This is a genomic window from Geobacter sp. DSM 9736 (assembly GCF_900187405.1).
GTDB lineage: Bacteria > Desulfobacterota > Desulfuromonadia > Geobacterales > Geobacteraceae > DSM-9736.
Genome location: NZ_LT896716.1, coordinates 2,967,317 through 2,994,230, shown reverse-complemented (window position 1 = coordinate 2,994,230; position 26,914 = coordinate 2,967,317). Strand labels below are relative to the sequence as shown.

The window sequence follows — 26,914 nt, the reverse complement described above, 5'->3', positions numbered from 1 at the left end:
CAGACATGGGCACAAGAAAGGGAGGGGCGACAGGCTCCTCCCTTTTTTTACAGCCCTTTCCTGGCGAGTTCCTCCAGCAGTTCACGCTGCGGGGCGGTCAACTGTTCCGGAACACCAATTCCGATCCTGACAAAAAGGTCTCCCCTTCCCTGTTTCCCCATATGAGGAAATCCGAAGCCTTTAAGGCGTATCTTGGTACCCGGCTGAATCCCGGCCGGCACTTTGATGCGCTTCGTCCCCTCCATTGTAGGCACCTCTACGGTAGTCCCCAGGGCAGCTTCGGAAAACCTTATTCGCCGTTCAACTACAAGGTCGTCCCCCTCACGGGCAAAAAGAGGATCAGGTGTTACCCTGATGTCAAGGAAGAGATCGCCTGTCGCCCCCCCTCCTGCTCCCTCTCCACCCTTGCCAGGAATCCGGAGTCGGGAACCGGTGTCAACTCCGGCTGGAATCTTGACTGACAGCTCCTCGCGACTGCCGTTACGCCTAAAAGCGACCCGCTTTTCGCACCCGGTAAATGCATCACGCAACGGAATCGAGACTTCCATGCTGAAGTCTTCACCTTTCCTTCTTCCACCGAAACCGAAGCCGCCACGTTGCTGGAATCCACCGCCCCCCCCGAAAATGCGCGAGAAGATATCGTCCGTACCGAACCCCATATCCTTGAAGATGTCCCCCACATCGAACCCTCTAAAGATGTCCTCCTGGGAGTATCTCTGGTGGAACCCCGCCGATCCGAACTGATCGTACTGCTCCTTCTTCTGGGGGTCTGAGAGGACCGCATACGCCTCGTTGATCTCCTTGAAGCGCTCCTCCGCTTCCTTGTTCCCCGGATTCTTGTCCGGATGGTACTTCACCGCCAGCTTACGGTAAGCCTTCTTTATTTCTTCCGCCGAAGCTCCTTTCTTGAGCCCAAGCAGCTGGTAGTAGTCTTTGGGAGCCATGGCCATCCTCTCCTTTCACGTGATGAATGTAATGGCTCATCCTCACATTGTCAACCGCAGGCATTACCTTCTTGACACTTACTGTTCGAAAGTCTAATATTTAGGAACCCGAACAAAGGTTTTTTATGGAAAATATCGAACGAATCGCAAAATTGTACCCTGCAATCATGCACGGCATGAGTCGCATACGCAGCATCGTCCATGAGGGGATGGACCTGACCTACAATCAGTACAAAATGCTGCTGACAATCTCCGACAGTGACAGCTGTTCACTGAACCAGCTCGCCCGCCAACTGGGCATAGCCATGAGTTCTGCCAGCGAGATGGTTGACCGGCTCGTGCAGATAGGGCTCGTGACCCGTGTCATTGATGAGGAAAACCGGCGACAGGTAACGATATTCGCCACGCAAAAGGGTATTGAAGTGATCCTGGAACTGCAACGGGGTATTCTCGACAACTACAGGACCCTGCTGGAAAAACTGCCTGAAGTGGAACAGGAGCGGCTTGTGCAGGCTTTTGAAATGCTGGCGGAAGTTCTGGGGTCCCTCGAAAAGCAGGATTAAACGCATCTCCCAAAGGAGAAAACCATGAAAAAAATAGTCGTGGTCGGAGGAGGCATTTCGGGATTGTCCACCGCCTACCTGCTGCAAAAGAAAGCTGAGGCCGCCGGCATCGACATCGAAGTTACCCTCGTTGAAAAAGAGGAGCGACTCGGTGGAAAGATTTGGAGCATAAGGGCGGAAGGGTATCTCTGTGAATGGGGGCCCAACGGCTTTCTCGACAACAAGCCGCAGACCCTGGACCTGTGCCGGGACCTGGGTGCAGACCGCTTTCTGTTACGCAGCAACGACAATGCCCGTAAGCGTTTCATCTACTCGGGCGGGATACTCAACCGGCTTCCTGAAAACGGTCCGTCATTCCTGAAAAGCAAGCTGATTTCATGGCCTGGAAAGCTCCGCCTGGCCATGGAGCCTTTTGCTCCGAAGGCGCCGGAAGGGGTGGATGAGACTCTGGCCGCCTTCGGCCGGCGGCGGCTTGGTGACGAGGCACTTCGCAAACTGATCGCCCCCATGGTTTCCGGGATCTTTGCCGGGAACCCGGAGACCATGTCTTTGAAATCATGCTTCCCGCGGATCGCAGAGCTTGAAAGGGAGTATGGCGGCCTGATCAAGGCGATGGTGAAACTAGCAAAGAAAAAGAAGCAGGAGATCGCCGAGGGAAAGGCGGTTGCGAGCGCGGCTGGTCCCGGGGGCATTCTCACCTCCTTCCGGGACGGCATCCAGTCCCTCACCGACATAACAGCCGAAAATGTCGGCTCATCTTCTCTCAGGAAGGGAGTGGGCGCCATCAAGCTCCAACGGGGAGAAAGCGCTCCGTGGAGGCTGCTGACGGAGAAAGGCGAACTGGACGCTGATGCCGTCATTTTCGCGACCCCCGCTTACGCCACCGCAGATCTCCTTGCAGAAACTGCTGCAGATCTAACCGCTGTGCTTCGCGAAATACCCTACGCCACCATGACCGTCGTCTGCTTCGGCTTCGCAAGAGAAAAGATCGCTCATGATCTTAACGGCTTCGGATACCTTATTCCCAAAGAAGAAGGAATGAATACCCTAGGCACCCTTTGGGATTCCAGCATTTTCGAAAATCGGGCGCCTGAAGGCCATGTCCTGCTTCGCAGTATGATGGGAGGAGCCTGCTTCCCGGACTATATAAAGCTGGGGGATGAGGAAGTGACGAATCGGGTGAGAGGGGACCTGCAGACGATAATGGGGATCAAGTCGGCCCCTGATTTCGTGCGCATCTTCCGCCACGAGAAAGCGATACCTCAGTACGTCGTCGGGCACGGAAAGCGGCTGGAAGCGCTTGAAGAGCGAGGGAAACCATACCGGGGTCTTTTCCTGACCGGCAACTCGTACCGCGGGATCGGGCTCAACGACTGCGTGGCGGCTGCCAACCGCACCGCCGAAGAGGCAGTGGAGTACCTCAGGACAAGGTGACTACTTGTAATTCTTCCGCCTGAACAACCCGGTTTTGAGCGACATGATACGGTCGAGAAAGAGGATTCCATCGAGATGGTCCATCTCGTGCTGGATTGCCACTGCCTCGAACCCTGAGGCGTGCACTATCCGAGCCTCCCCTGCGGCATCTTTGAAAGTAACGGTGATATTCGTCGCCCGCTCTACGTCTCCGGTGTAATCAGGAATGCTCATGCATCCCTCCCGCATCACTGCACTCCCCTCCTTGGCGGTTATCTCAGGGTTGATCATCACGAGCAGGCCATGGTTGTTTTCCTTTCCAAGCTTGCTGTTGGAAACGTCCACGACGCAGACCCGCAGCGAGACACCTATCTGTGGTGCCGCGACACCAACGGAACCGGGACCGCCACGCATGGTATCGAGGAGATCCTCGATCAATCCGGATATTTCACCGTCGATCTCCGGGACCGGATGAGCCATCTTTTTAAGAAGCGGATGGGGATAGAGAAGGATCTTCTGGACAGGCATGGTATCAGAAAGAAACAGGGGTGATGCTGCGAACCCCGATTTCCACGTTAAGCTCCTTCCTCAGATTTTCCAGCAGAGCCGAAACATCTTCCACGGAAATACCTTCCTGCAGGGCCGCTTCGAGCATAAGTACGTACACCGGCTCTTCCTCTGTACCGACGAGCTTGGTATTCAAGTCTGTTATGTTGATCCCGCGGTTCGCCAGCTCCCGGGTCACGCGATATACGATCCCCGGCTGGTCGGAGCCGTAGACGGAAACAAGGCAGAGTTCCCCTTCCGGCTGCCGATAACGCACCTCATCGTCAGCAAGCTTCCGCACAAAGGCCGCCAGCCCCTTCTCCTCGTGGAGCCGCCGGAACTCCTCGACGAGGAGCGACTTTGAAAACGGCTTCCGGTGGGAAATTATCAGAATCATCGCAAAATCCCCACCGAGCATGGTGCAGCTCGAGTCCTCGATATTGCACCCGAGCCGGAAGAGGACTTCCGCTGTATCGGCAACGATGCCAGGGCGGTCCTTGCTGATGACGGTGACGGCGAAATGGGCGAGACCTTCGGTACGTGATGCGTTCATGAGGTTCCTCGTGATTCGATGTTCGAGTTGCTTATTATAGCCTAACGCTACAGTTCGGCAAGTTTTCTATGGGTCGCAAGCCTTGGGCAGCAGGCGACTTTTCCGTACTCGGCGCGCTTCTCCCGCTTCTGTTCGTCCTCCATAATCTCCCGTCCGACCTGCCAAAAGGCGGCAACCATTTCACTGTCCATAACTATATTGATCGGTTGCGGGCGCTCTCGATGATGGAGGTGATACGGCCGACGAGTTCAGTGACCGGAGGTTGGAGCCTCGATATCTGTGTTGACCTGCTCATTGCCGCCCCCTCCACAACTGCAATCTCCTGTCGCGAGACAAGAGGCAGTTGCCGGGTCAGATGGCAACGGGGGTCAGGGTATAAACCCGGGCCAGCGCTGCTGCCGATTTCACATCGCCATGTCTCAGCGCATTCCGAACATCATCGAGTTTGTACGCGTCCTCCAAAGACAGATAGGGGGACCATCCTTCGTCGGACAAAACCAAATCCACTTCTACTTCGGCAACATAATTGCCCTCATGCACCATCTTTGTGCAATGTCTCGTAATCATTTCTTTCTCCTCAGGTAACCCGGCTCCCATCGGTCCGGGTCTGGCCGGTATGCAGTGACGAGCACAGCCGGAGATAACGTGCCCCTTGGAATTTCCCACACCACATGCATTTGCTCTCCCAGACGATTCTTTTGCAAGACCAGAATGCATGGGCCTTTGGGGTAATCCGGATACTCCTCGACCACCTGGCCATCTGCAAAAGATGAGATCACGTCTCTTACAAAAAGGCCGTCAGCAGCCAATTCATCGTAGCCGTGATCCGAAACCCTGACGTCCCCTCCTTGAACCAGCCGAAGGACCTGCTTGAATATATCGCTCATGCCGCACCTGTTGCAAGATTAGCCATAAGTTATTCGATTGTCCAACTGTCAGCCTCAGGCAGACCCACTATTTACATCGAAAAGTCAAGGGCAGCTCCCTTACTGAAAAAGCCGCCTTGAACAAGAGTAAAGGCGGCTGTCCTTCCTCAGAGCTACAGCTTGTTGATGAACACTTCCCGCGGCTTGCTCGTCCCGTCGGAGGGGCCGACGATGCCTTCCTGCTCCATCTTCTCAATGATTCGGGCGGCGCGGTTGTAGCCGATCCGAAGGCGGCGCTGGATCATTGAAATGGAAGCCTGGCGCGCCTCGGCAACAAGGGCCACGGCGGAATCGTATTGGGGGTCGTCCTCTTCGTCCTCGGCGCCTCCCCCTTTTGTATCGCTCTCCTTCATTTCGAGGATGCGCTTGTCGTAAACCGGCTTCCCCTGCTTCTTGAGGAACTCCACCACCCGTTGCACCTCCGCATCGGAAACGAAGGCGCCGTGGCTGCGCATAAGCTTGGCGGTTCCCGGGGGGAGGAATAGCATGTCTCCCATCCCCAGGAGCGCCTCGGCGCCGTTGCAGTCGAGGATTGTCCGCGAGTCGGTCTTGGAAGAGACCTGGAAGGATATCCTAGCAGGGAAGTTTGCCTTGATGAGGCCCGTGATTACGTCCACCGAGGGTCGCTGGGTGGCGAGGATCAGGTGTATCCCCGCAGCACGCGCCATCTGGGCCAGACGGGCGATGGACTCCTCTATCTCCCTGCCTGCCACCATCATGAGGTCTGCAAGCTCGTCCACTATTACCACTATATATGGTAAATGGCCGTGCTCCAGTTCCTCCTCCTTGTCGAGAAACTCCTCGATTGCAGCAGCTTCCTCATCTGTCGGGTCCTCAACTTCGTCCACCACCACCGTGTCCCGCGCGCGGTTCTCGGCAAGCTCCTTCTCCTCCCGCTCCAGCTGCTTGTTGTAGGAGTCGATGTTCCGGACACCTTTGTCGGCCATAAGCCTGTAGCGGCGTCCCATCTCCTCCACGGCCCAGCGAAGGGCGAGCGATGCCTTCTTCGGATTGGTGACTACCGGAAGAAGAAGGTGGGGGATCCCCTCGTAGACCGAGAGTTCAAGCATCTTCGGGTCGACCATGATGATGCGCACGTCGCGGGGCGTCGCCGTGTAGAGAAGCGACAGGATCATCGTATTGATTGAAACGGACTTGCCGCTTCCGGTAGCGCCGGCAACAAGCAGGTGAGGCATCCGTGCGAGATCGGTGACCAGCGGGGCGCCTGCGATATCCTTCCCGAGAGCGAGTGGGAGCTTCATTTTGCCGGTATGGAACTCGTCGGTAGCAAGTATCTCCCTCAGGGCAACCATCTCCCGGTCCCGGTTGGGAAGCTCTATGCCCACCACCCCTTTACCGGGAATGGGAGCGACAATGCGGATGGAAAGAGCCTGGAGCGCCATTGAGAGGTCATCCGCCAGGCCCGCTATGCGGCTCACCTTGATCCCGGGGCCGGGGGCGAATTCGTACATGGTGACTACGGGGCCGGGGCAGATCTCTACCACCTCCCCCTCCACACCGAAGTCCTTCAGCTTCTTCTCCAGGAGCCGGGCGTTCATGGTGAGAGCTTCCCGGTCCACCCGCCGCTCGGCCGCCGGCGGTGCATCGAGAAGCGAAAGCGGAGGAGTCCGGAAAGACCCGTCTGCCCGGATGAATTCGAAAGCTTCCTGGACCGGAGCGATCTTCTCGTTCTCCCGCTTCTTTTCCTTCTCCTTCTTTTTCTCGGGCACCGGTACCGTTACCGGAAGCGGCTTTATGACCGGGGCAGCAGCCCCGGCAGGACGCGGTTCCTTCTCGAGAAGCTCACGGTTCAGCGCACGTTTTTCACGGTATCTCTCCCAGCGGTCGCCGAGGACGTTAATCCACCAGTCGGCGTAGAGCACGAATGAAAAGCGGGAGAGGACCATGATTGATGCAGCCAGCATCGGCAACAGGAGCAACAGCGCCCCGCTGATCCCCAGATAGCTCTTGAGGATATCGGAGGTTTTAAATCCAACCACTCCACCGGTGGGAACCCGCTGCCCAAAGATCTCCGTGAACTGGATATTGAAGGCGAACAGGGAACTGACCGCTACCAGAAGTCCGATAAATGCGCAAAATTTGTATGCAAGCCACCTGATCTCCTTGAACCGGAGCATGCGGTATGCCAGGTAGAGAAGAGCAAAAGGAACCAGATAACCGGCTACTCCCCATAACTGGAAGAGCAGGTCGGCCAGCTGCGCACCCACGTAGCCTCCATAGTTGCGGATTTGCGTCTCCGAGGAATAACTGTTGAAGGAGAGGTCGTCGATGTGGAATGAAGCGAGGGCGATCAAGAGAAAGAGCCCGGCGGCACCAAGTCCCATACCCTTGATCTCGCTTGCAAGCTTATGTTTTTTGTCGATCTGAGGTTCCATATGTCACTCTGAGGTATTAAAGCTCACCGGCGGCTACCCAGCCGGTGCTGGCAGCTACATTTCCAGGATAAGCGGCAGTATGACGGGCCGCCGCTCGAGAGTCTTGTTGAAGAAACGACGCAGGACGCGGCGCACCTCCTGCTTCACCTCGTTCCAGTCTGCTAGGACCTCTACGTTCTTGGCAGCCAGCGTGTCGAGGACGGTCTTTCGCGTCTCGTCCAGAAACTCCTGACTCTCATCCTCGAACACGAAGCCTCGGGAGACTATGTCCGGCCCGTAGATGATTTCGCCCGTCGCCTGATTGATCCCTATTATCACGATAACCAGGCCGTCCTGGGAAAGATGGCGGCGGTCCTTGAGCACTATTTCCCCTACATCCCCGATGCCCTTGCCGTCGACGAAAACACGGCCTGTTTCGATCCCTTCGTCTATCCACCCCCGCCCTCCGCTGAAGGTGATGACGTCACCGTTTACGGCGAGGATGCAGTTGTCACGCCCAATTCCGACTTTCTGCGCGAGCTGGGCGTGTTTCACGAGATGACGGTACTCGCCGTGCACCGGAATGAAGTATCTGGGGCGCACCATGTTCAGCATGAGCTTTAGCTCCTCCTGGCTTGCATGCCCCGACACGTGCACCTCCGACACCTTTTCGTGGTAGACCTCCGCACCCCGTCGGTAGAGGTGGTTGATCAGGTCCGAAATGGTTCTCTCGTTCCCCGGGATGAACCGTGAAGAAAGGATTACGGTGTCTCCCGCCTCAAGCCGTATCTGCTTGTGGTCGTCCATCGCAATCCTTGTGAGGGCACTCATCGGTTCCCCCTGGGAGCCCGTTGTGATCATGCACACCTCCTCCTTCGGCAGCCGGGGAAGGTCCCTCAGGTCGATGAGCAGGTCGTCGGGTATTCGCAAATAACCGAGGTCCCGGGCGATCTGGACGTTGGCCACCATCGAGCGCCCGTTGAGCAGAACCTTTCTCCGCCATCGGGCGGCGGCGTCCACCACCTGCTGCACGCGGTGTATATTGCTTGAGAACGCCGCCACGATGATGCGTCCGCCGCATTGCGGAAAAATCTCGTCGAAGGCGTCTCCCACGAGCTTCTCGGAGAGGGTGTAGCCTTCCCGCTCCACGTTGGTCGAGTCGGACATGAGGGCAAGGACCCCCTCCTCCCCGTACCGGGCGAAGGTGACCAGATCCGTTAGCTCCCCATCCACCGGGGTCTGGTCGATCTTGAAATCGCCTGTGTGAATGACGACCCCTTCGGGGGTGCCGATGGCCAAACCGCAACCGTCCACAATCGAATGCGCCACACGGATAAACTCGACCTCGAAGCATCCGGCCTGCACCTTCTGCCGGGGACGGACCACGTTCAGGCAGGCATCCTCGTCAAGCCTGAATTCCTTCAGCTTCTCCCTGACGAATCCGAGGGTCAGAGCAGTGCCGTAAATTGGGGGGTTGATGTCCCGGAGCAGGAAGGGTATAGCGCCGATGTGGTCTTCGTGGCCGTGGGTGAGAAAAAGGCCCCTTATCCGGTCCGCTCGTTCGAGCAGGTAAGATATGTCGGGGATGACAAGGTCGATGCCGAGCATGTACGGCTCGGGAAACATCAGCCCGCAGTCGATGATGATGATGTCCTCGCCGTACTCGAAGAGCGCCATGTTGAGGCCGATTTCACCGAGCCCGCCGAGGGGAATTATTTTAAGGGTCGAATCAGTTGGGAATACGTCCATACTGCCTTTCATCCCCTAACCTTCCGCACACGAAAAAGCGCAGGGTCCAGGGGCATGCTTGATGCGGCAGCATGGTTACTGCCGCTGTCTCTCCTTGAGCATACGGGCAAGAGGTTCGATCTTCCCGTCACAACGGGCTATCCACTCGCCTCCCGGTTGGAAGATTCCTCTGGTGGAATAGAATGAACTCCTAAGGGATCGATAGGCGACAATTGCTCCCTCCAGATCCCCCCTCTTCTCGAACATCTCCCCGAGCTCCCAGAGCTTCTCCGCTGACCTCTCTACAAATGGGCTTCCCGGGGTGTACATGTGGATGGCGGATTCGAACCCGGCTATTGCGGAAACGTAATTACCCGCAGCAAGAGCTGTCTCTCCCTTGCGGTACTGGCTCCACTGCCGATACCAGGTGTTGCCCCAGATAAGCATGAAGATCAGCACCGAAATCACCGCGATGTTGATTGCTATAGGCCTTGCCTTTTTCATTGTCTACCCGTTGAAGAATTCCGGAACAGCCGTAAGAAGCACTCCGAGAAGAGCCAAGATGACTCCCGCCAGAACAGCAAGGGCGGCAAGTACGTCGTAAGGTGATCGCAACCGGTGAGCAGCAGGGAGCCCCCACACTACAGCAGCGGCACCGGCAATCACCAGTCCGAGATAAAAGTAGTTCATGTTCCGGCCTCCAGCACCGCTCCTATGGCATCCTGCACCCGCTGCATGAGCCTCTCACGCTCCTGGGGAGCACTGCCTGAAGGAAGCAAGGGATCAGAGAAGGATATTCTGATAACTCCGCTGCGTAACTCAAGCCGCTTGCTCGGATTGATCTTTCCGCTTCCGTTTATGGTTACCGGCACAACCGGCACGCCCGCTTTTCCGGCCAGCAGGAACCCTCCCTGCTTGAAGGGAAGGAGCGAGCCGTCGACGGTGCGAGTCCCTTCAGGAAAGATAACCACGCTTTCACCGTTTCTGATCCTTCGGGCTGCGGCATCCATGCTTTTGAGCGCCCTGCGTCCATCGCTCCTGTCGAGAGGTATGTACCCTGCCCGGCTCATGGAGTGCCCGAACACCGGAATGCGGAACAACTCTTCCTTGGCTATCCAGGAGAACTGCCCCGGAATGGCCAGGAATAGTGCGAGGATATCGAAGTTGCTCTGGTGGTTGCTCATGAAGATGACCGGAGAAGCTACGGGCACCTTCTCCCTACCCTCCACCACTACCCTTACCCCTGCCAGCAGTAGTGAAAGGCGAGCCCAAAGGACCGCATGCCGGTAGTAAAGCCTTCCCGTTGCGTCTGCGAGGGTCGATACAAGGGCACTTGCAGCAATGACTCCCGTAAGGGGGATGAAGAGGAGCAGGAAAAGAGAGGCTTTCAGCATATGGTATCCGGGCGATTTTACCGGGTAAAGGTACTTTTTTTTACCGGGGTAGTCAAACAAATTACGCCGTGGGCGGGTCAGGTCAAGGGTCTCCCCAGGCATCTGCCGACCAGCGGACGCTCACACATTCGTGTGGTACAATGAACTGAGGTTAAAGTTGTCTTATATTTGCTGGTCAGGGGCCGGGATGGATGTACCCGTCATACACATACTGCTCGTGGAAGATAACCCGGACGATGCAGCCCTTATCGAAGCCATGCTTTCAGATGCTCCGGGTAGCTGGGGCACGCTACGGCACGTGGAACGCCTTGCAACGGGGAAAGATCTTCTTTCCTCCGAAAACTTCGATGTGGTGCTTCTCGACCTGGGGCTACCCGACAGCCAGGGACTAGACACCCTTCGATCGTTACGCAGCGTCGCTCCCACCCTCCCCCTCATCCTGCTCACAGGTCTTCACGACGAAGAATTGGGAAGCAGCGCTGTCGAAATGGGAGCCCAGGATTACCTGGTCAAGGGTCAGATCGATGCGAACATCCTATCCCGCGCCATACGGTACTCGATCCAGCGCAAACGGATCGAGGAGACTGTGCGCAAGGGAAAGGTCCTGAGCGACGCCCTCAACAACATCTATGAAATCATTGATTTATCAAAGGATTTCTCTACGATAATCACCAGGATCATTGAAGAGGCAACCCGCGCCATAGGAGCCGATTCAGCCGTGATATACCTGCTGGAGGACGATCGGTGGGTTCTGCGGTATGCCCACGGGTTGTCGGAAGAGGTCATCGGTGGTTGCCTCGGACGGGATGAGATAGAGTTCTCCCGCCTCAACGTCGGTGAAAACCGCACAATAACCATCAGCGAAGGAATCAACCGCTGCATCGTCGAAAGGCAGCACATCCAGTCCGTCATCGAAGTGCCACTGATTACAGGCGAGGAAGTTGTCGGCGCTTTCTCCCTCCACTACCATTCTCCCGGAGCCCTGTTTACCGATCTTCAGTACGACTTCGCCCGCAAGGTAGCCGCCTCGGCCACACTTGCCCTGAAGAACGCGAGGCTTTATGAGGAGCAGATTCGGGCGGAGCAGAATTTCGAACGCTTGAGCCGGCAGTATCAGCTCATTCTCGATTGTGCCGCCGAAGGAATATTCGGCATCGACACCAAGGGCATCGGCCAGTTCTTCAACCGGGCTTCCTGCGAAATGCTAGGGTACCAGCCCGACGAATTGCTCGGAACCCGGGTACACGAACTGATCCATCATTCCCGTCCCGACGGCACCTCACACCTTTTCGAGCAATGCCCGATCTACGACACTCTCTTCCGGGGCACCAACTACCGGATGCTCGACGAGGTGTTCTGGAAACGGGACGGCACGTCGTTCCCCGTCGATTGCACGAGCAACCCTATCGTAGAGGGGGGCGCGATAGTCGGTGCCGTTATGACCTTCAAGGACATTACCCAGCGAAAGCAGGCGGAACAGGCGCTGCGCAAATCCGAGGAGCGCTACAAGTACCTGTTCCAAAACGCCAACGATCCGATCTTCGTCATAGATCCCAAGCTTGCGTTCATAGGGGTCAACAACCGGGCAATCAACATATTCGGTTATACACATGACGAGTTCTTGCAGATGAACATCCTCGACCTGTTTCCATCGGAACAGGCTCCGCGAGTCAGGGCAGAACTCAAGAAGAGGGAACGTGGGGACAGTTCTCCCATGTTCACCGGCACGATGCTCGCGAAAAGCGGTGACTATCTGGATGTCGAAATAAGTTCTTCCGCTCTCAGAGAGGGGACCCGCCTCGTGGGCTCGATCCACATAGTTCGGGATATCACCGAGCACCGGAAAATGGAGGAGGCAATACGGTTCCAGGCAACTCACGACATACTAACCGGTCTTGCCAACCGGGTTCTCTTCATGGATCATCTAACCATGTCGATCAAACAGGGGCTCCGCTTCAACGAGACACAGGCGGTAATGTTCCTCGATCTCGACAGGTTCAAGTCGATCAACGATACACTGGGGCATGCGACGGGAGACAAGCTGCTTAAGGCGGTCTCGGAGCGGCTGCGTGGTTGCGTCCGCGAAACCGACACGGTCGCCCGGATCGGAGGAGACGAGTACAACATCCTCCTCAACCAGATCGCACATGTGGACGATGCCGCAGCCGTCGCGCAAAAAATCCTGGTCGCCCTCAACAAGCCTTTCTTCATCGAAGATGTAGAGCTGCGCATCAGCATCAGCATCGGCATCAGTATTTTTCCTTACGATGGGAAGGACGCCGAAACGCTGCTTAAGAACGCAGACATCGCCCTCTACCACGCAAAGGACCGGGGGAAGAATACCTACCAGTTCTATGACGCGGCAATGAACACGCGGACGGTGGAACGGGTCCGGCTTGAAAACAGGCTGCGCCAGACGGTTGAACGGAACGAGCTCGTACTTTTCTACCAGCCGCAGATAGAGACTACTACGGGACGGCTGGTAGGCGCCGAGGCCCTTGTCCACTGGCTTCACCCCGAAATGGGCCTTCTCTCCCCCATGGAGTTCATCCCCTTGGCGGAAGAAATAGGGTTTATAACCGAAATAGACGATTGGGTCCTCAGGACCGCCTGCGCCCAGAACAAAGCATGGCTCGATGCTGGCTATCCCTCCTTCTGCGTCACTGTAAACGTATCCGCCAAGCGCTTCCGCAAGCCCGGCCTCGTCGAAACTGTTAGAAACGTGCTCCAGGAAACTGGTCTTCCACCTAAACTGCTGGAGCTCGAAATAACCGAGACAACCGCCATGAAAGACATCGAGCACACGATTCCAAGTCTTACCCGGCTCTCAGGGATGGAGGTTTCCTTCGCCATCGACGACTTCGGCACCGGGTATTCGTCATTGAGCCATCTGAAGCGGTTGCCGATCCAGAAACTCAAGATCGACAAGTCGTTCATTTTCGGCGTCACGACCGATCCCAGCGACAAAGCCATCGTCACCGCCATAATCGCCATGGCACACAACATGAGGATGGAGGTCATTGCCGAGGGTGTAGAAACCGAAGCCCAGCTCGGTTTTCTCCACGACAACCGCTGTGATCAAATCCAGGGCTTCCTCTTCAGCCGTCCCATCCCCGCCGAAGAGTTCAGCCGCTTCATGCAGTAAGAACTGCCTCGCATTCTCACCTGGTTCGACCTAGAAAGTTTTCCTTCCCGTCCTTAAGGTAATCGGGTAAGATACCGCCCGTCTTCACGATCAGGTATTTCAACACCATCAAGGAGCTTCTATGGCGAGCCTCAATAAAGTCATGCTAATCGGAAACCTGGGCAAGGACCCGGAGGTGCGGTATACCTCTTCCGGCACCGCTGTAGCCGGATTTTCCATTGCAACTTCTGAAAAGTTCAAAAACAAGAGTGGGGATTGGGAAGAACGAACCGAGTGGCACAACGTGACCCTCTGGGGTCGGCTCGCGGAGATCGCCGGGGAGTACCTGGCCAAAGGGAAGACAGTGTATGTGGAAGGTCGGCTTCAGACTCGCAAGTGGCAGGACCGGGATGGAAAGGACCGTTACACCACGGAAATAGTGGGAGAAAAGATGCAGATGCTCGGAGGCCGCGGAGACGGCGGTGGCGGCCGCGCACCTGCAGGAAGACAGGACTCCCATGAGCCGGCCTACGAAGAGCCGGTCTTCAATCCTGACGACGATATTCCGTTCTAAGCTTCAACATTAGCGACTGTTACCTGCCGGCCGTGAACCCCCATGTTCACGGCCTTTTTTTTCGCTTAGCTACAGGGTCGCCGGGATGCTTCCGTTGACCCCGGGCAGCAGCCCTGTACAATTCGTATGGGACAATAGCGCTGGGCAAGGGGCGACTCATGTTGCAGAACGTGTTTGGTGGACTCAAAGCCTGGGAATCGACGCTTTACTCGTTCGCACTCATATTTTCGGCTATCGTCTCCGGCATCTTTCTGCACGCTCTCACTTTCCACTTCCTGGATCGCGGTTCTAGGCTCGGCTGGCTTCCCATCGATCATCGCCTGCTGGATCGCTGGGTCAGCCCCGTACGGCTGATGCTGCCTCTCCTTCTGATCATTTTTGTCTCCCCATATCTATGGCTTCACGTCGAAATCAAGGAGGTCCTCCGCCATATCCTTACCCTCGGATTCATCGCCTCTGCAACCTGGCTCCTCATCAACACGGTACTGGGCCTGCGCGAAGTCATCCTCAGCAGGTATGACCTTGTTGTCACTGACAACCTGAAAGCCCGAAGGGTCCATACCCAGATCAACGGACTCGTCAGAACATCACTCGTTGTTCTGGTTATTCTCGCCGTTGCAGTCGCTCTCATGACCTTCCCCCAGATCAGGAAGGTAGGTTTCAGCATCCTCGCGTCTGCCGGAATCATCGGGATCATAGTCGGTATAGCTGCTCAGCGCTCCATTGCTAATCTGATCGCCGGTATCCAGATCGCCATCTCGCAGCCGATTCGGATAGACGACGTAGTAATCGTCGAGGGGGAATGGGGGGTAATCGAAAAGATAACGCTTACCTACGTTGTAGTGAGGATCTGGGACCTGCGGCGCCTGGTGGTGCCTATAATCTTTTTCCTTGAAAAACCTTTTCAGAACTGGACTCACGTCTCGTCTAACCTGGTGGGCGCGGTCACGCTCCACGTCGACTACACATTGCCGGTCGAAGCGGTTCGCGAAGAACTGCACCGCATCCTTGGTGCCTCTCCTCTCTGGAACGGCAAAGCCTGGTCGCTGCATGTTACTGAGGCGACCCAGCACTCCATAGAGCTGCGGGCGCTGGTGAGCGCCGATAATGCAGGTAATCTGTGGGAACTTCGATGCCACGTCCGGGAACGTCTGGTAGAATTTGTAAATCGCCTCTACCCTCAATGCCTGCCCCGAATCAGAACCGACATACAGCATCAAAAGCCTACTTCGTGAGCTGCACACGCACCGGCAACGGCTCTTTCAGTGGGTGCCGGACCTGAGTATCCCTTAAGAATAACAAGCCGTTGCCGATTAGATAACAGCGGAACCTCCATCTCTTTGTATCCAGCACCCTTATCTCAAGAGGTCAATATGAAAGGCGCACTTTTCCTGTGCAGCGCGATCCTTTCGCACCTGCTGCTTTCCGTTCTACCTGCTGAAGCGGACTTGGCTACAGGAAAACCGTGCTACCAGTGCCACGTGAGCAAGACTCTCGGGGCACACCTTCATGGACCTGTCAATGAAAAGGAGTGTGAGCCCTGCCATAATTCCGGGGGAGGAAATCACTTCAAGAGTAAAGGCCTGTTCGGACCAAAGGCAAAGGGCTCTGCACTCTGTTACGGATGTCACGAGAACCTGTCGCTCCAGAAATCCGTTCATGGCCCTATCAGAAACGGATACTGCTCCGGATGCCATGCCCCCCACAGTTCACCTTACGGAAAGCTCCTGCTGAAGGAAGGCTCCGAACTCTGCTTCAACTGCCACGACAAGGGCATTACCCGTGGAATATACTCCCATGAACCCGTAGCTTCGGGTGAATGCCTTGGATGCCATGTACCTCATCAGTCAACGCAGACCAGGCTGCTCAAGCCTGCAGAAAGCGGCATCTGTCTTACATGCCACGACAAGTCCATCGCGTCGGGAGTCTCGGTCCATCCCCCAGTCGCGTCAGGTGGATGCGCCTCCTGCCATGCAGTACACGGTGGCGACAACCCGAAGCTGCTGAAAATATCCGGCGCAAGTGGGACAGCCTCCTTCTGTTACGAATGCCATGACAATCTTTCACGCGAAAAAAGTGTGCATGCTCCCGTAGCACAAGGGGAGTGCGGGGCATGTCACCTGCCGCACAGTGCACCAGCCAGAAAGCTGCTGCGAGCCGCGGGCTCTTCGCTCTGCTTCACCTGTCATGACAGATCGTCGTTCAGCAAGAAGATAGGCCACGGCCCCGTTTCGTCGGGTAACTGCCTCGACTGCCATACCGCACATCACTCCAAAATCGAAAAGCTCCTCAAGCCTTCAAACGGCCCTATCTGCTTCGACTGCCACAAGAAAGTGCTGACTGCGGGCAAATCGGTACACGCCCCCGTTGCTTCAGGAGAGTGCGGCCGCTGCCACGAGGTCCACGGATCCGAAAGAGAGGGGCTGCTGAAGGCGATTCCATCCGAAAACTCTGCCGTTCTTGCCACCTTCTGCTACTCGTGCCACGACAATCTCGCGACGGACAAGGTCGTACACCTCCCCGTGAAGGAAGGTTCATGCACTGCCTGCCATGCAGCACACAGCTCGCAAGCGGGGAAGCTTCTCACGGCTGAAGGGAGCGCTCTCTGTTTCGGGTGCCACAACAAAGCCAGGTTCAGCAGAAAAATTGGTCATGAACCTGTAGAATCGGGCAACTGCCTCTCATGTCACGAGCCCCACCAGTCGAAACGCGGAAGGCTGCTGAAGGGTGCCGAAGATTCTCTTGCATGTTTCGACTGTCATGACAGATCCATTGGTACCGGCACCTCCATCCACTCTCCTGTAGCTTCCGGTGATTGCGGTGGCTGCCATTCCGTCCATGGTAGCGATTACCCGAAGCTTCTCATTGCCGACTACCCTGATAAAATGCAGATTCCCTACAGTGACAGCGCCTACGCCTTCTGCTTTACCTGCCACGACAGCAGGGGCATTACCGAAAAAGAGACAACCGCAACTGATTTCAGGGACGGGAAGATCAATCTTCACCTCGAACATGTCCGCGGCCATTCCTGCAGGGTCTGTCATGATGTCCATTCTGCCTCGCAACCGAAGCTGATCCGCCCCAGAACAATTGGAATTGAAGGCGTTGAATACACCGTGAAGTTTCAAAAAACCCCCGAAGGCGGCAGCTGCAAGGCAAGCTGCCACGACACCATGTCTTACAAGCGCTAGCCCTATGGGCGACACCCCCTCAGCGGCGTCTATATCGGCAGGCGCCGCTTCTTTTTTCCGCGCGGTTTGCATCGGGCCTCAGTTGTGTTACAAATGGTCTGGTCTCGTCACGAGGCCAAATGAAATTCGTCCACGGGAGGATCTCCTCCCGCCACTACACCATGATGCTTCCATTTCGACTATCGAAGCCCGACCCTACCGCAAGACCGGGTAAACCTGTATCACTTCGCCGCAACGTGGTGAACCTCTCTCTCCCGGTTCTCCTATCTTCCCTCTTCCAGAGGCTAGTCTCCATAGTTGACATATTTCTAGTGGGCGGCCTTGGCGCCGCAGCCATAGCGGCTACCGGGCTTGGCCAGCTTTTGATCTTCGTGGTGATGACCGTTTTCTGGGGGCTTTCAACCGGTACCACCGTCGTCATTGCCCACCTCTGGGGTGGCGGGAGACATACGGAAGCCAAGAAGGCCGCTTTCAGCGCTCTGGTGGCATGCATTGCCATGGCCGTGGTTGCAAGCGGTGCGGGCTATTGGTTCGGAAACGACCTGGCAGGATATCTGGGAGCGAAGAACGACGTCCTCCAGTACGCTACCAGGTACATCCAGCTGGTTTTTCTCTTCTTCATCTTTACAGCCGGCCTCAATGTTCTTTCCGCCATCATGCACGGCGCCGGGAACACTAGAACTCCCATGGAGGGAGTCATCCTGGTCAACGTGCTCCATGTGCTTTTCGCCTATCCCCTTATCTACGGAAAATTCGGCCTTCCGCAATTCGGAGTTGCCGGAGCCGCCTATGCGATAAATGCCTCGGAGCTCTTCGGCTGCTGCTACCTCTTCATCCAGGCGCTGCGAAAGAGATATATCCGCATAGGCTCCTTCGATACCGAGCTTTTCCGAAGGATCTGGCGAGTTGGTTATCCCGTTGCTCTTGAACGGATTGCACAGCAGTCGGGTCAGCTCTTCTACTCAAAGTACATCATAAGCTACGGAACAGCCGCGTATGCGGCTCATCAAATCGGTCTCTCCATAGAATCCCTATCCTTCATGCCAGGCGCAGGCATGGGAATCGCCGCGGCAACGCTGATGGGTCAGTCACTTGGTGCAAGGAAGATCCAGCGGGCCAAGATGAGCCACCATGAGGCTCTACGTCTCGCGATCCTCGTGATGGGAATCATGGGAGTGCTCTTTCTCCTTATCCCCCATCTCCTGATCGGGCTCTTTACTCAAGATCCCGAAGTTATCGAAAAGGGATGCGTGTTTCTGCGCCTCGTGGCCTTCGCACAAGTACCCCTTGCCCTTTCTTTCGTGTACGCAGGCAGCCTACGCGGCACCGGTGACACACACTACGTGTTCCTCGTAACGCTCTTCGCCATGTGGGGGATTCGCGTCTTCCTCTCGTATCTTGCAGCAGAAGTGTTTCACCTTTCCCTGTACGTCGTCTGGGGAGTGTTCCTCATCGACTGGCTCTTCCGCGCAACTGCTTTTGCCTGGAGGTACCGGCGGAGGGACCTGCACCAGGTCATCGTTTGAAGTAGTGCAGAAAAAAGCTTCTGCATCCGACTCCTCGCCGGTCTAAATGACGCTCCGGTATTGGATAAAGAAAAAGCCCGGTTTCCCGGGCTTTTCTGACATGCTGACGTTCTGTACCTGCTACTGCTTCTGGACCCACCGCCCGTTCTGCAGCTCGATCCACCAGCCCGTCTTTGCTTCCTCCTGCTTGGTCGAGGCGTAGCTGGCAGCAGCCTTCCCCAGCACCTGGTTCAGTGCGGCAGAGTCCTGGGGCTGCTTATTGAGCTTCAGGATTGCCTTCGCCATGGCGGTTATGATCGTCTTGCGGTTCGAATTCTCTGCTTCCACCGCCGCCTGGTTCCCTCCAAGCTTCCCCTTGTCCCTTACACTGACCAGCCCCTGCTTCGTCTCTCCTACTGCACCGCTCTCCCTGAGCCTGTCCATCAGCGACAAACGCTCCTTCATCTCGTCATATGCCTTGAGAACTTCCGGCATGCTCGATATCTCTATCGCAAGCTGATCCGCTACGGGTTCCTCGGCATGCGCTTCAGTTACCAGAAAGAGGGATACCCCTTTATATAGCAGCCAGCTCTGCGGCTTGTTCTCTCCCTCAGCACCGTTTCCGCTTCCTGTTCCTGGCTGCGCCCCCTCCTGCGAGTCCCCCTGCTTCAGCAGCATTTCATCCAGCGATTTGTATGCCTGCTTCACGTCCTTTTCCGGAAAGTAAACGTTGACAGTTATGATGGCACACGCAGCCAGACTTCCGCAGGCCCACATCAGCAGCCACTTCACAATCATACGCACATTCATGCCTTCTCCCTTCTTTGTTGCCTGCAGGCAGGCAGCTACTTATCCGTTTTTTCAGGATACCTGAGGTTGATCGTACGCACTGCTCCTGTCTCCTTCTCCCTGTACTGGAGCCGCAGTTCTTTCGCACTGGTTGCCTCTGCAGGGAAAAAGAGGAATCCATTAGCGAGAAATGAATCCTCTATTGCTTTGCCTTCGAGGCTCTTCGCCCTCAGGTCGTCTGCGATCCTGTACTCTCTTTCCCCCGATGTTCCCTCCTGAGCTCCGCCGACAACCGCCCCTCCGGCTGCTCCTACCGCTCCTCCCCTGAGGGCTGCTTCGCCTATGCTGCGTCCCGAGACTATTCCGAACGCAGCTCCCAGAACAGTCCCTGCAAGGCCTCCGAGCACCGCCCCTTTTCCTGCGCCCTTCCCTACGAAAGCCGCCATCTGCGTCGACTTCTCCAGCCGGCTTAAAGCCTCGCGTGTAGGGATTATGTTCCAGTACCGCCCTTCCCGGTCTACAAGAAATGTTTGTGACGCTACGAATTCAACGCTCTTGCCGCTCTTGTTTTCAAGTACGACCTGGACCGGCAGGAGCCCCGCACCCTTGATGTCGAAGCCGAAAGCCTTCTCTGCGCTCCTTTTATCGGCGTAGGCTTCACTGCCGATTACAAGCCCGTTCACGTTTTGGGAATTGGGGTAGCCCTCTGGGGGAAGGAATCCTGCATATTGAGTTTTGTAGGAAGTGCAGGCCGAAAGAAGAAATAACGGCAGGATCATCAATGAGACTATAGAAAGCCTTGTTTTCATAGCACCACCTCACTCTGCTCCACCTGTTGACTTTTCACATTAATAACCACCTGACACCTAGCATAACATGCGCATCATCAGGTGCAACCTTCAGCAGCCGGAAGTCATGATATTGGCACTTCCAGCCCCCCCACGCGCTCCGGCAGAGCGTAAAGCCTTGTCAACAGGGGCTCCGGAGGGCGAAACTCCAAATATGGCCTCTATCCATTCTTTCGGAATCAAGGCAGGCCGCAGCATTTTCAGCACCCCAAAACCCCGCACAGCTGAAATTTGACCACCTGCGGCTTTTATGGCGGCCATTAGCTTCTTCTTGGCCTCATTATTACGATAGAGCGGGCATCTCCGGCAATCGGCAGCTGAAAAACAACAACATCGTGTACGCTCACCCCCATCTCGGAAAGAGCCGGTTCAGCGTCACGAGCCTCCTCCTCTCCTCCCCTCCCCTTCATCGCCAGTATAAGACCATCCTTCTTTACGAGAGGAAGAGCTATTTCAACGAAAGAGGTGATTTCTGAAAAAGCCCTCGACACGATCCAGTCGAAACCCTCAGGGTACTTCCCGGAAAGCTCCTCACCTCGAGCATGCAACGCTTCAAAATTGTGGAGTCCCAGAAGCCGTGCGACATTCCGTTGAAATATGACTTTTTTTTCGACGGCATCCACGGTAACCACATCAAGACCACCTCTGACTATTTTCAGCGGGAACGCCGGAAACCCGGCTCCTGACCCGATATCAAGAAGCCGCCCCCCACCCTCCAGGAACTTCAGAAGCGTCAGGGAATCGAGGAAATGTTTTACCGCTATGCCCGGATCGTCCAGTATGGCTGTGAGATTTATCTTCTTCCCCCACTTCTTGAGCTCCGTCGCAAGCAGAGAAAATTGCGTCAAATCCTTCTCGGAAAGCTGCACGCCAATCTCGGCAGCACCCCGGAGAAGATAATCTTTTGCTTTATCGTTCATCCTGTTTTCCGGGCTTTAAGGGCGATGGAAAGGACACTGATTGCTGCAGGCGTGACCCCCGGAATACGAGAAGCCTGCCCTAGCGTGTCCGGACGCCATTTTTGAAGTTTTTCCCGCACCTCGGCCGTGAAACCGGAAACGGACGCATAGTCGAAGTCTTTCGGTATTTGAGTATGCTCGAATTTCCGAGATCGCTCAACCTGATCAAGCTGCCTCTCTATATACCCCTGGTACTTGACCTGTGTCTCGACCTGCTCGCGGACGGCGGGTTCAATGGTGGAGCTGTGTGGGTCGAACCTTTCCAACTCGGTAAAACCTACATCGGGGCGCCGCAGCAGCTGCTCCAGGGAAAGGGCGTTCTGCATCCCCGATAACCCGAACTCCGCCAACAGTTCCTGGTCTGCTGCCGAAGGAAGAATCTTGGTGCCCCGCAGGCGCAGGAGCTCTTCCTTTATCCTCTCCCGTTTCACGAGAAAGAGACTATACTCCTCCTCCGGAACCAGTCCGAGAGCATACCCCTTCTCTCGCAAGCGCAAATCTGCGTTGTCCTCCCTGAGAAGGAGCCGGTACTCCGCCCTTGAAGTGAACATGCGGTACGGCTCTTTGGTTCCGAGGGTCACGAGATCGTCGATCATCACACCGATATAGGCGTCGCTTCGATCAAGTATCAGCGGTGCCTTTCCCTTTATGCGCAGGGCTGCATTTATTCCCGCCATCAACCCCTGTGCTGCAGCTTCCTCATACCCTGACGTACCGTTAACCTGCCCGGCATGGTAGAGGTTGCGCACATTCTTCGTTTCCAGACTTGCGTGAAGCTGAACGGGGTCCACATAGTCATACTCTATTGCATAAGCAGGGCGCATTATTTCCACCTGCTCCAGCCCTACGATGGAACGGTAGAAAGCAAACTGGATGTCTATCGGAAGGGATGTGGAGAGTCCACTCGGGTACACCTCCACCGTATCCAAACCCTCCGGCTCTATGAAGGTCTGATGCCGCGGCTTTTCCGGAAAACGCACGACTTTGTCTTCAATGGAGGGGCAGTAGCGCGGGCCGACCCCCTCGATAATGCCGGCATAGAGGGGTGACCGGTCCAGGCCCGAACGTATGATGTCATGACTACGTTCGTTGGTGTAGGCGATGTGACACGGCACCTGTGCCCTTTCGATCCGAGTGGAGGAAAAGGAGAAGGGAACCGGCGGATCATCCCCGTGTTGCGGTTCGAGCTTGCTGAAATCGATGGTGCGTCCGTCGAGCCTGGCAGGCGTACCAGTCTTCAGGCGGCCTACGGAGAAGCCGAGCGTGCGCAACTGGTCGGAAAGACCGATTGACGGAAGATCTCCAGCCCTTCCACCGGGATAGTTGGTGAGCCCGATATGGATGAGCCCCCGCATGAAGGTTCCCGTAGTGAGGATTACCGTTCTCCCGGCATATCTGACACCCGCGCGGGTATCGACGCCACGCACCTCTCCATCCTCCAGGTGCAATCCAGTCACCTCACCCTGTTTCAGGTCGAGCCGCTGCTGGCTTTCTAGAATCCGCTTCATCCGTAGCCGGTACTGCTGCTTGTCAGCCTGTGCCCTCGAAGCACGCACAGCCGGCCCCTTCTTCGTATTAAGCACCCGGAACTGAATGCCGGTGGCGTCTATGTTCTTTCCCATCTCGCCGCCGAGCGCATCGATCTCCTTAACCAGATGCCCCTTGGCAAGCCCACCTATTGCCGGGTTGCACGACATGAGAGCAACTGCATCCAGATTTATCGTGAGAAGCAGCGTGACAGACCCCATGCGCGCAGCTGCGAGAGCCGCTTCACAGCCGGCATGCCCGGCACCTACCACAATAACGTCATATACCTTGTCGTAACAGATCATTGTCTACCACCAGCAACAGGGGATCTCCGGCAAGGAAAAGGATACAGTATCCCAGCGTTAGACCGCCTGCATTGCGGATTTGCGGCGTATGTTCCACGTGAAACATTCATTATTTACCGATACAGAAGCGAGTGAAGATAAGGTCTAGAACTTCATCGGGGGTGGTCTCTCCGGTCACTTCACCAACAGCATGAAGGGAGTCGCGAAGATCGACAGCAAGAAGCTCTAGCTCATTTCCGGAGGCCAGGCCGGTCTGGAATGCAACCAGACTTTCAACTCCCTTTCTCAATGCATCCCGGTGCCGGGCATGGGAAATGGCGACAGATTCCCGGCTGTCAGTAACGGTGCCTTGAATAAAAGCACGATATATGGCTTTTTTCAGATCCTCGATACCGTCACCATCGGAAGCAGAGATTGATACCGTTTCTGCAGCAGCGACATCCTGAGGCAGATGCAATTGAGAAGGAAGATCCTTCTTGTTGCACACGACGATATATCTTATTCCTTCGAGACGATCAAGCAGCAGCCTGTCGTCGGTATCAAAAGGGCGGGAACTGTCGAGAAGGAAGATGACAAGGTCGGCCTGAGGAATTCTCTCAAGAGCGAGATCTATGCCGAGCCGTTCAACCTGATCATCGGAATCACGAATGCCGGCGGTATCTACGAGCCTCACAGGAAGACCGTTAATATTGACAATCTCCTCGATTATATCCCTTGTGGTTCCCGGAACAGAAGTGACTATTGCTCGTTTCTCTTTCAGAAGTGCGTTAAGAAGACTCGACTTGCCAACATTGGGCTTTCCGATGATGAGGACAGATACCCCCTCTCGCAGGACCTTCCCTTCATCGAAGCCGTCCAGAAGCTGCCGCAAGATAGCAAGTGACTTACCGGCACTCTGTCCCATTTCGGCATAGGAAGCGTCGTCCAGATCCTCCTCGGGAAAATCAATGAATGCCTCGGCCAGTGCCAGTGAATGCAGGATGCCCTCACGAGCTTCTTCGATGCGTCTGGAAAGTACACCCTCCCGCTGTCGCTGGGCCAGCGCCAGCGCGGCGTCAGTCTTGCTTCTTATGACGTCGATCACCGCCTCGGCCTGAATAAGATCCAGCCTGCCGTTGAGAAAGGCGCGTCGCGTGAACTCTCCAGGATCGGCCAGGCGTGCACCCTGCCTCACCACAATCGAGAGAATCCGCTGCACGACAAGGTACCCGCCGTGGCACTGGATTTCCACCACATGTTCTCCGGTGTACGAACGTGGCTCCTGCATCCATACGACAAGGGCCTCATCGATATGTTCTCCCGAAACAGGATCTAAGACCGTACCATAATAAAAACGGTGGCTATACCAGCCACCGTTCCTGTTTCGACGGAATACTTGCTCAGCGATCTGCCGCGCATGACTTCCGCTGATTCTTACGATCCCGATTCCCCCTTCGCCGATCGGGGTACTAATTGCGGCGATGGTGTCCTTTGCGTACATGAACCTGCTTCTACGCCTCCGCAGTCCCGAGGGATTTGTTGATATAAGCCTGTTGGGCTATGGTGAGCACGTTGTTCACAAGCCAGTACAGAACAAGGCCCGAAGGGAAATTCAGGAACATGAAGGTGAAGACGACCGGCAGCGCAAGCATGATTTTAGCCTGCATCGGGTCCATGTTGGTCGGGGTCATTTTCTGCTGTATGAACATGGTGACCCCCATGATTATGGGGGTAACGTAATAGGGATCCTTCGCCGACAAGTCGACAATCCAGAGCATGAAAGGTGCATGCCGCAGCTCGATGGAGTACATGAGCGCCTTGTAAAGGGCAAAGAAGACGGGGATCTGCACGAGCATCGGGAGACAGCCCCCGAGCGGGTTCACCTTATGGGTCTTGTAAAGTTCCATTACTGCCCGGTTCATTGCATCCCGATCGTTCTTATACTTCTCCCGCAGCTCGTTCATCTTGGGCTGAATCTTCTGCATCTCCTTCATTGATTTGTAGCTTTTGTGGGTGAGCGGGAAAAAGAGGAGCTTCAGTATGACAGTTATGATGATAATGGCGACGCCATAATTGCCAGTGTAGTTGTAGAAGTATTTCATTGCGTAAAGAAGCGGCTTTGCAAGCGAAGAGAACCAGCCGAAATCAATTACCTCCTCCAGGCGGTTTCCCTGCGCCTTGAGGATGTCGAGATCCTTCGGTCCGAGGTACGCCTTGTAGGAAACAGCGGCGGATTCACCGGGGTTGAGAGTGAGGAGAGGTGATGTGACGACATTCTGGATATGGTCTGCGGGGGCGCGCTGAAGCTGCACGGTTCCTATCGAACCATTCTGGGAGAGAATTGCGGTGACGAAGTAGGTATCCTGGAACCCTGTCCACAAGACACTTTGGGAGTAGCTTTTGGCCCCCTTCGAAATGTCCTTGACCGTATCGCTTAGAAGCTTTTCTTCGGCATAGGTGACCGCGCCATAAGTACCGTAACTCTTTCCCTCTTCCGCAGTATCAATGCGGGAGGTCAGGATAAGGCGCAGGTTCCCGCTCTGCCTGGCTCCACCCGAGTTCTCCACCTGCTCCCTGACCTGTATCCCGTAAGCGGCCCCCTTGAAGGTAAAGATCTTCTTGAGCACCAGACCCTGGGGTGACACATAGGTGAACACAAGTTCTCGAGTTTCATCCCCTGAGACGACAAGACTGTCACCGGTAACGGTGAAAACCGGATCTGAAGGGATGTCGAATCCGGTGGCGGCAGATGCCAGGGTCGAGCCGGAAAGCTCCCTGACGATAGCGACGGGCTTACCGGCAGCGCCGGCTGAATCTTTATACTGCTTCAACACCACCTTCTTTATGCCTGCGCCTCGGGTAGTGAGTACCGCTGTCATATAATCGGTCTCTACGGTGACTTCCCGTTCCGTACCTGCAGTCGCGGGTACCGGGGATGTCGGAGCCGGATTGACCGGTGCAGGTGCAACGGCTTGTTGAACAGCCGTCTCCTTCGGTACATTTCCCTGTTGTTTGGGAGGAGCGGGCATGAACCACGAGTATCCATAGAGAACTGCTATGGACAAAACGACAGCAATGAGAACTCTTTTTTCCATCATATCTCCTCAGTCCGGATTTCAGGCAGGATCATAGCCGCCGGGGTGCCACGGGTGACACTTCGCCAGACGGCGGATGCTCAGAAGTATGCCCTTGCCGAGACCGTGTTTATTAATTGCATGTACGGAATAGTGGGAACAGGAGGGGTAAAATCGACAGGTTGACCCTTTAAAGGGAGACAGGTACTTTTGATACAATCTGATGACTGATATCAAAGCTTCGGTTATCATAGCTTTGCATGTGCGCGGGAGAGCACCTTGACTAGTTCGGCGCTCACCGTCCTGAAGTCCAGGTGCGATGCACCTGGCTTGGCAATGATTGAATGATCAGCCTCGTCGAATAGAGACTTGTTCATCCGGAAAAATTCCCTGATCAGCCGCTTCACCCTGTTTCGGACAACCGCGTTGCCCACTTTGCGGCTGACGGTTAGGCCCACTCGTGGATGACCCAGGTGGTTTTTCCTCACAATAACCAGGAAATTCGACGAAGGAAATTTCTTCCCGCCTGCTGAGAGTGAGATGAAGTCAGGGCGCTTGAGGAGGCGTTCCTCCTTCGGGAACCCGCAGGTCATCGGA

General features: G+C 55.7%; 25 protein-coding genes. 7 read left to right on the top strand and 18 right to left on the bottom strand.

Annotation, left to right across the window (positions count from 1 at the left end):
* Positions 1-47: 47 nt before the first annotated feature.
* On the bottom strand, positions 48-944 hold the full coding sequence (locus CFB04_RS13630) for a DnaJ C-terminal domain-containing protein (protein WP_088536843.1): 897 nt from the start codon (positions 942-944) through the stop codon (positions 48-50).
* 125 nt (positions 945-1,069) lie between these two features.
* On the opposite strand from CFB04_RS13630, the gene CFB04_RS13625 reads away from it, so the two are divergent.
* On the top strand, positions 1,070-1,507 hold the full coding sequence (locus CFB04_RS13625; protein WP_088535780.1) for a MarR family winged helix-turn-helix transcriptional regulator: 438 nt from the start codon (positions 1,070-1,072) through the stop codon (positions 1,505-1,507).
* Between the two features lie 24 nt (positions 1,508-1,531).
* Positions 1,532-2,941: a protoporphyrinogen oxidase gene (gene hemG, locus CFB04_RS13620; protein WP_088535779.1), complete on the top strand. Its 1,410-nt coding sequence runs from the start codon at positions 1,532-1,534 to the stop codon at positions 2,939-2,941.
* Here hemG and def read toward each other — a convergent pair whose 3' ends face one another.
* The 9 genes from def to CFB04_RS13575 form a co-directional block, all read right to left on the bottom strand.
* Positions 2,942-3,448 carry a peptide deformylase gene (gene def, locus CFB04_RS13615; protein WP_088535778.1) on the bottom strand — a complete coding sequence of 169 codons (507 nt, stop codon included), beginning with the start codon at positions 3,446-3,448 and terminating at the stop codon, positions 2,942-2,944.
* Between the two features lie 4 nt (positions 3,449-3,452).
* Positions 3,453-4,019: a glycine cleavage system protein R gene (locus tag CFB04_RS13610; RefSeq protein ID WP_088535777.1), complete on the bottom strand. Its 567-nt coding sequence runs from the start codon at positions 4,017-4,019 to the stop codon at positions 3,453-3,455.
* A 351-nt stretch (positions 4,020-4,370) separates the two neighbouring features.
* Complete coding sequence (locus tag CFB04_RS13605; protein ID WP_088535776.1) at positions 4,371-4,586, bottom strand: hypothetical protein; 216 nt, start codon at positions 4,584-4,586, stop codon at positions 4,371-4,373.
* The gene (locus tag CFB04_RS13600) at positions 4,583-4,906 is read right to left on the bottom strand and encodes a DUF4258 domain-containing protein (protein WP_088535775.1); all 324 of its coding nucleotides are present in this window, start codon (positions 4,904-4,906) and stop codon (positions 4,583-4,585) included. Before CFB04_RS13600 ends, CFB04_RS13605 begins: the two co-directional genes overlap by 4 nt.
* A 152-nt stretch (positions 4,907-5,058) precedes the next feature.
* A complete protein-coding gene (locus tag CFB04_RS13595) occupies positions 5,059-7,341 on the bottom strand; it encodes a DNA translocase FtsK (RefSeq protein WP_088535774.1) in 2,283 nt (760 codons plus the stop codon).
* A gap of 54 nt (positions 7,342-7,395) precedes the next feature.
* The gene (locus tag CFB04_RS13590) at positions 7,396-9,069 is read right to left on the bottom strand and encodes a ribonuclease J (RefSeq protein WP_088536842.1); all 1,674 of its coding nucleotides are present in this window, start codon (positions 9,067-9,069) and stop codon (positions 7,396-7,398) included.
* A 75-nt stretch (positions 9,070-9,144) separates the two neighbouring features.
* Entirely contained in the window at positions 9,145-9,552 is a 408-nt protein-coding gene (locus tag CFB04_RS13585; protein ID WP_088535773.1) for a tol-pal system YbgF family protein, read from the bottom strand.
* 3 nt (positions 9,553-9,555) lie between these two features.
* Entirely contained in the window at positions 9,556-9,738 is a 183-nt protein-coding gene (locus CFB04_RS13580) for a hypothetical protein (RefSeq protein WP_088535772.1), read from the bottom strand.
* The gene (locus CFB04_RS13575; RefSeq protein ID WP_088535771.1) at positions 9,735-10,442 is read right to left on the bottom strand and encodes a 1-acyl-sn-glycerol-3-phosphate acyltransferase; all 708 of its coding nucleotides are present in this window, start codon (positions 10,440-10,442) and stop codon (positions 9,735-9,737) included. The genes CFB04_RS13580 and CFB04_RS13575 overlap by 4 nt, the downstream gene beginning before the upstream one ends.
* A gap of 187 nt (positions 10,443-10,629) precedes the next feature.
* Here CFB04_RS13575 and CFB04_RS13570 point away from each other — a divergent pair, with 187 nt between their 5' ends.
* The 5 genes from CFB04_RS13570 to CFB04_RS13550 all read left to right on the top strand — a co-directional run bounded on the left by CFB04_RS13570 (position 10,630) and on the right by CFB04_RS13550 (position 18,857).
* Entirely contained in the window at positions 10,630-13,587 is a 2,958-nt protein-coding gene (locus CFB04_RS13570; RefSeq protein WP_088535770.1) for an EAL domain-containing protein, read from the top strand.
* Positions 13,588-13,708: 121 nt separating this feature from the next.
* Complete coding sequence (locus CFB04_RS13565; protein WP_088535769.1) at positions 13,709-14,140, top strand: single-stranded DNA-binding protein; 432 nt, start codon at positions 13,709-13,711, stop codon at positions 14,138-14,140.
* A 158-nt stretch (positions 14,141-14,298) separates the two neighbouring features.
* Complete coding sequence (locus CFB04_RS13560) at positions 14,299-15,375, top strand: mechanosensitive ion channel family protein (protein WP_088535768.1); 1,077 nt, start codon at positions 14,299-14,301, stop codon at positions 15,373-15,375.
* A 138-nt stretch (positions 15,376-15,513) separates the two neighbouring features.
* Positions 15,514-17,331, top strand: coding sequence for a cytochrome c3 family protein (locus CFB04_RS13555; protein ID WP_088535767.1), 1,818 nt, complete (start codon positions 15,514-15,516; stop codon positions 17,329-17,331).
* A 164-nt stretch (positions 17,332-17,495) separates the two neighbouring features.
* Entirely contained in the window at positions 17,496-18,857 is a 1,362-nt protein-coding gene (locus CFB04_RS13550) for an MATE family efflux transporter (RefSeq protein ID WP_088536841.1), read from the top strand.
* Positions 18,858-18,977: 120 nt separating this feature from the next.
* Here the strand turns inward: CFB04_RS13550 and CFB04_RS13545 are convergent, their stop codons facing one another.
* The 8 genes from CFB04_RS13545 to rnpA all read right to left on the bottom strand — a co-directional run bounded on the left by CFB04_RS13545 (position 18,978) and on the right by rnpA (position 26,910).
* Positions 18,978-19,646 (bottom strand): DUF1318 domain-containing protein, encoded by a 669-nt coding sequence (locus tag CFB04_RS13545; RefSeq protein ID WP_088535766.1) that lies wholly within the window; start codon positions 19,644-19,646, stop codon positions 18,978-18,980.
* 35 nt (positions 19,647-19,681) lie between these two features.
* Positions 19,682-20,434 (bottom strand): glycine zipper family protein, encoded by a 753-nt coding sequence (locus CFB04_RS13540; protein WP_088535765.1) that lies wholly within the window; start codon positions 20,432-20,434, stop codon positions 19,682-19,684.
* Between the two features lie 299 nt (positions 20,435-20,733).
* On the bottom strand, positions 20,734-21,393 hold the full coding sequence (rsmG, locus tag CFB04_RS13530) for a 16S rRNA (guanine(527)-N(7))-methyltransferase RsmG (protein ID WP_088535763.1): 660 nt from the start codon (positions 21,391-21,393) through the stop codon (positions 20,734-20,736).
* The gene (gene mnmG / locus CFB04_RS13525; protein WP_088535762.1) at positions 21,390-23,264 is read right to left on the bottom strand and encodes a tRNA uridine-5-carboxymethylaminomethyl(34) synthesis enzyme MnmG; all 1,875 of its coding nucleotides are present in this window, start codon (positions 23,262-23,264) and stop codon (positions 21,390-21,392) included. The genes rsmG and mnmG overlap by 4 nt, the downstream gene beginning before the upstream one ends.
* 109 nt (positions 23,265-23,373) lie before the next feature.
* Complete coding sequence (mnmE, locus tag CFB04_RS13520; RefSeq protein ID WP_088535761.1) at positions 23,374-24,744, bottom strand: tRNA uridine-5-carboxymethylaminomethyl(34) synthesis GTPase MnmE; 1,371 nt, start codon at positions 24,742-24,744, stop codon at positions 23,374-23,376.
* 10 nt (positions 24,745-24,754) lie between these two features.
* Positions 24,755-26,338, bottom strand: a complete 1,584-nt coding sequence (gene yidC / locus CFB04_RS13515; RefSeq protein WP_088535760.1) for a membrane protein insertase YidC — start codon at positions 26,336-26,338, stop codon at positions 24,755-24,757.
* Positions 26,339-26,359: 21 nt separating this feature from the next.
* Positions 26,360-26,569 carry a membrane protein insertion efficiency factor YidD gene (gene yidD / locus CFB04_RS13510; protein WP_088535759.1) on the bottom strand — a complete coding sequence of 70 codons (210 nt, stop codon included), beginning with the start codon at positions 26,567-26,569 and terminating at the stop codon, positions 26,360-26,362.
* Positions 26,566-26,910, bottom strand: coding sequence for a ribonuclease P protein component (gene rnpA, locus CFB04_RS13505; RefSeq protein ID WP_088535758.1), 345 nt, complete (start codon positions 26,908-26,910; stop codon positions 26,566-26,568). Before rnpA ends, yidD begins: the two co-directional genes overlap by 4 nt.
* Positions 26,911-26,914: the final 4 nt, after the last annotated feature.

Bases quoted from the DNA above. Each gene is read 5' to 3' on its own strand.
- rnpA (WP_088535758.1), bottom strand. From the start codon at position 26,910: ATGACCTGCGGGTTCCCGAAGGAGGAACGCCTCCTCAAGCGCCCTGAC.
- hemG (WP_088535779.1), top strand. From the start codon at position 1,532: ATGAAAAAAATAGTCGTGGTCGGAGGAGGCATTTCGGGATTGTCCACC.
- mnmE (WP_088535761.1), bottom strand. From the start codon at position 24,744: ATGTACGCAAAGGACACCATCGCCGCAATTAGTACCCCGATCGGCGAA.
- yidD (WP_088535759.1), bottom strand. From the start codon at position 26,569: ATGATAACCGAAGCTTTGATATCAGTCATCAGATTGTATCAAAAGTAC.
- CFB04_RS13590 (WP_088536842.1), bottom strand. From the start codon at position 9,069: ATGGACGTATTCCCAACTGATTCGACCCTTAAAATAATTCCCCTCGGC.
- CFB04_RS13610 (WP_088535777.1), bottom strand. From the start codon at position 4,019: ATGAACGCATCACGTACCGAAGGTCTCGCCCATTTCGCCGTCACCGTC.
- mnmG (WP_088535762.1), bottom strand. From the start codon at position 23,264: ATGATCTGTTACGACAAGGTATATGACGTTATTGTGGTAGGTGCCGGG.
- CFB04_RS13565 (WP_088535769.1), top strand. From the start codon at position 13,709: ATGGCGAGCCTCAATAAAGTCATGCTAATCGGAAACCTGGGCAAGGAC.
- CFB04_RS13630 (WP_088536843.1), bottom strand. From the start codon at position 944: ATGGCTCCCAAAGACTACTACCAGCTGCTTGGGCTCAAGAAAGGAGCT.
- CFB04_RS13570 (WP_088535770.1), top strand. From the start codon at position 10,630: ATGGATGTACCCGTCATACACATACTGCTCGTGGAAGATAACCCGGAC.
- def (WP_088535778.1), bottom strand. From the start codon at position 3,448: ATGCCTGTCCAGAAGATCCTTCTCTATCCCCATCCGCTTCTTAAAAAG.
- CFB04_RS13555 (WP_088535767.1), top strand. From the start codon at position 15,514: ATGAAAGGCGCACTTTTCCTGTGCAGCGCGATCCTTTCGCACCTGCTG.
- CFB04_RS13545 (WP_088535766.1), bottom strand. From the start codon at position 19,646: ATGAATGTGCGTATGATTGTGAAGTGGCTGCTGATGTGGGCCTGCGGA.
- CFB04_RS13600 (WP_088535775.1), bottom strand. From the start codon at position 4,906: ATGAGCGATATATTCAAGCAGGTCCTTCGGCTGGTTCAAGGAGGGGAC.
- CFB04_RS13575 (WP_088535771.1), bottom strand. From the start codon at position 10,442: ATGCTGAAAGCCTCTCTTTTCCTGCTCCTCTTCATCCCCCTTACGGGA.
- CFB04_RS13595 (WP_088535774.1), bottom strand. From the start codon at position 7,341: ATGGAACCTCAGATCGACAAAAAACATAAGCTTGCAAGCGAGATCAAG.
- CFB04_RS13540 (WP_088535765.1), bottom strand. From the start codon at position 20,434: ATGAAAACAAGGCTTTCTATAGTCTCATTGATGATCCTGCCGTTATTT.
- CFB04_RS13550 (WP_088536841.1), top strand. From the start codon at position 17,496: ATGCTTCCATTTCGACTATCGAAGCCCGACCCTACCGCAAGACCGGGT.
- CFB04_RS13585 (WP_088535773.1), bottom strand. From the start codon at position 9,552: ATGAAAAAGGCAAGGCCTATAGCAATCAACATCGCGGTGATTTCGGTG.
- CFB04_RS13605 (WP_088535776.1), bottom strand. From the start codon at position 4,586: ATGATTACGAGACATTGCACAAAGATGGTGCATGAGGGCAATTATGTT.
- CFB04_RS13580 (WP_088535772.1), bottom strand. From the start codon at position 9,738: ATGAACTACTTTTATCTCGGACTGGTGATTGCCGGTGCCGCTGCTGTA.
- CFB04_RS13560 (WP_088535768.1), top strand. From the start codon at position 14,299: ATGTTGCAGAACGTGTTTGGTGGACTCAAAGCCTGGGAATCGACGCTT.
- rsmG (WP_088535763.1), bottom strand. From the start codon at position 21,393: ATGAACGATAAAGCAAAAGATTATCTTCTCCGGGGTGCTGCCGAGATT.
- CFB04_RS13625 (WP_088535780.1), top strand. From the start codon at position 1,070: ATGGAAAATATCGAACGAATCGCAAAATTGTACCCTGCAATCATGCAC.
- yidC (WP_088535760.1), bottom strand. From the start codon at position 26,338: ATGGAAAAAAGAGTTCTCATTGCTGTCGTTTTGTCCATAGCAGTTCTC.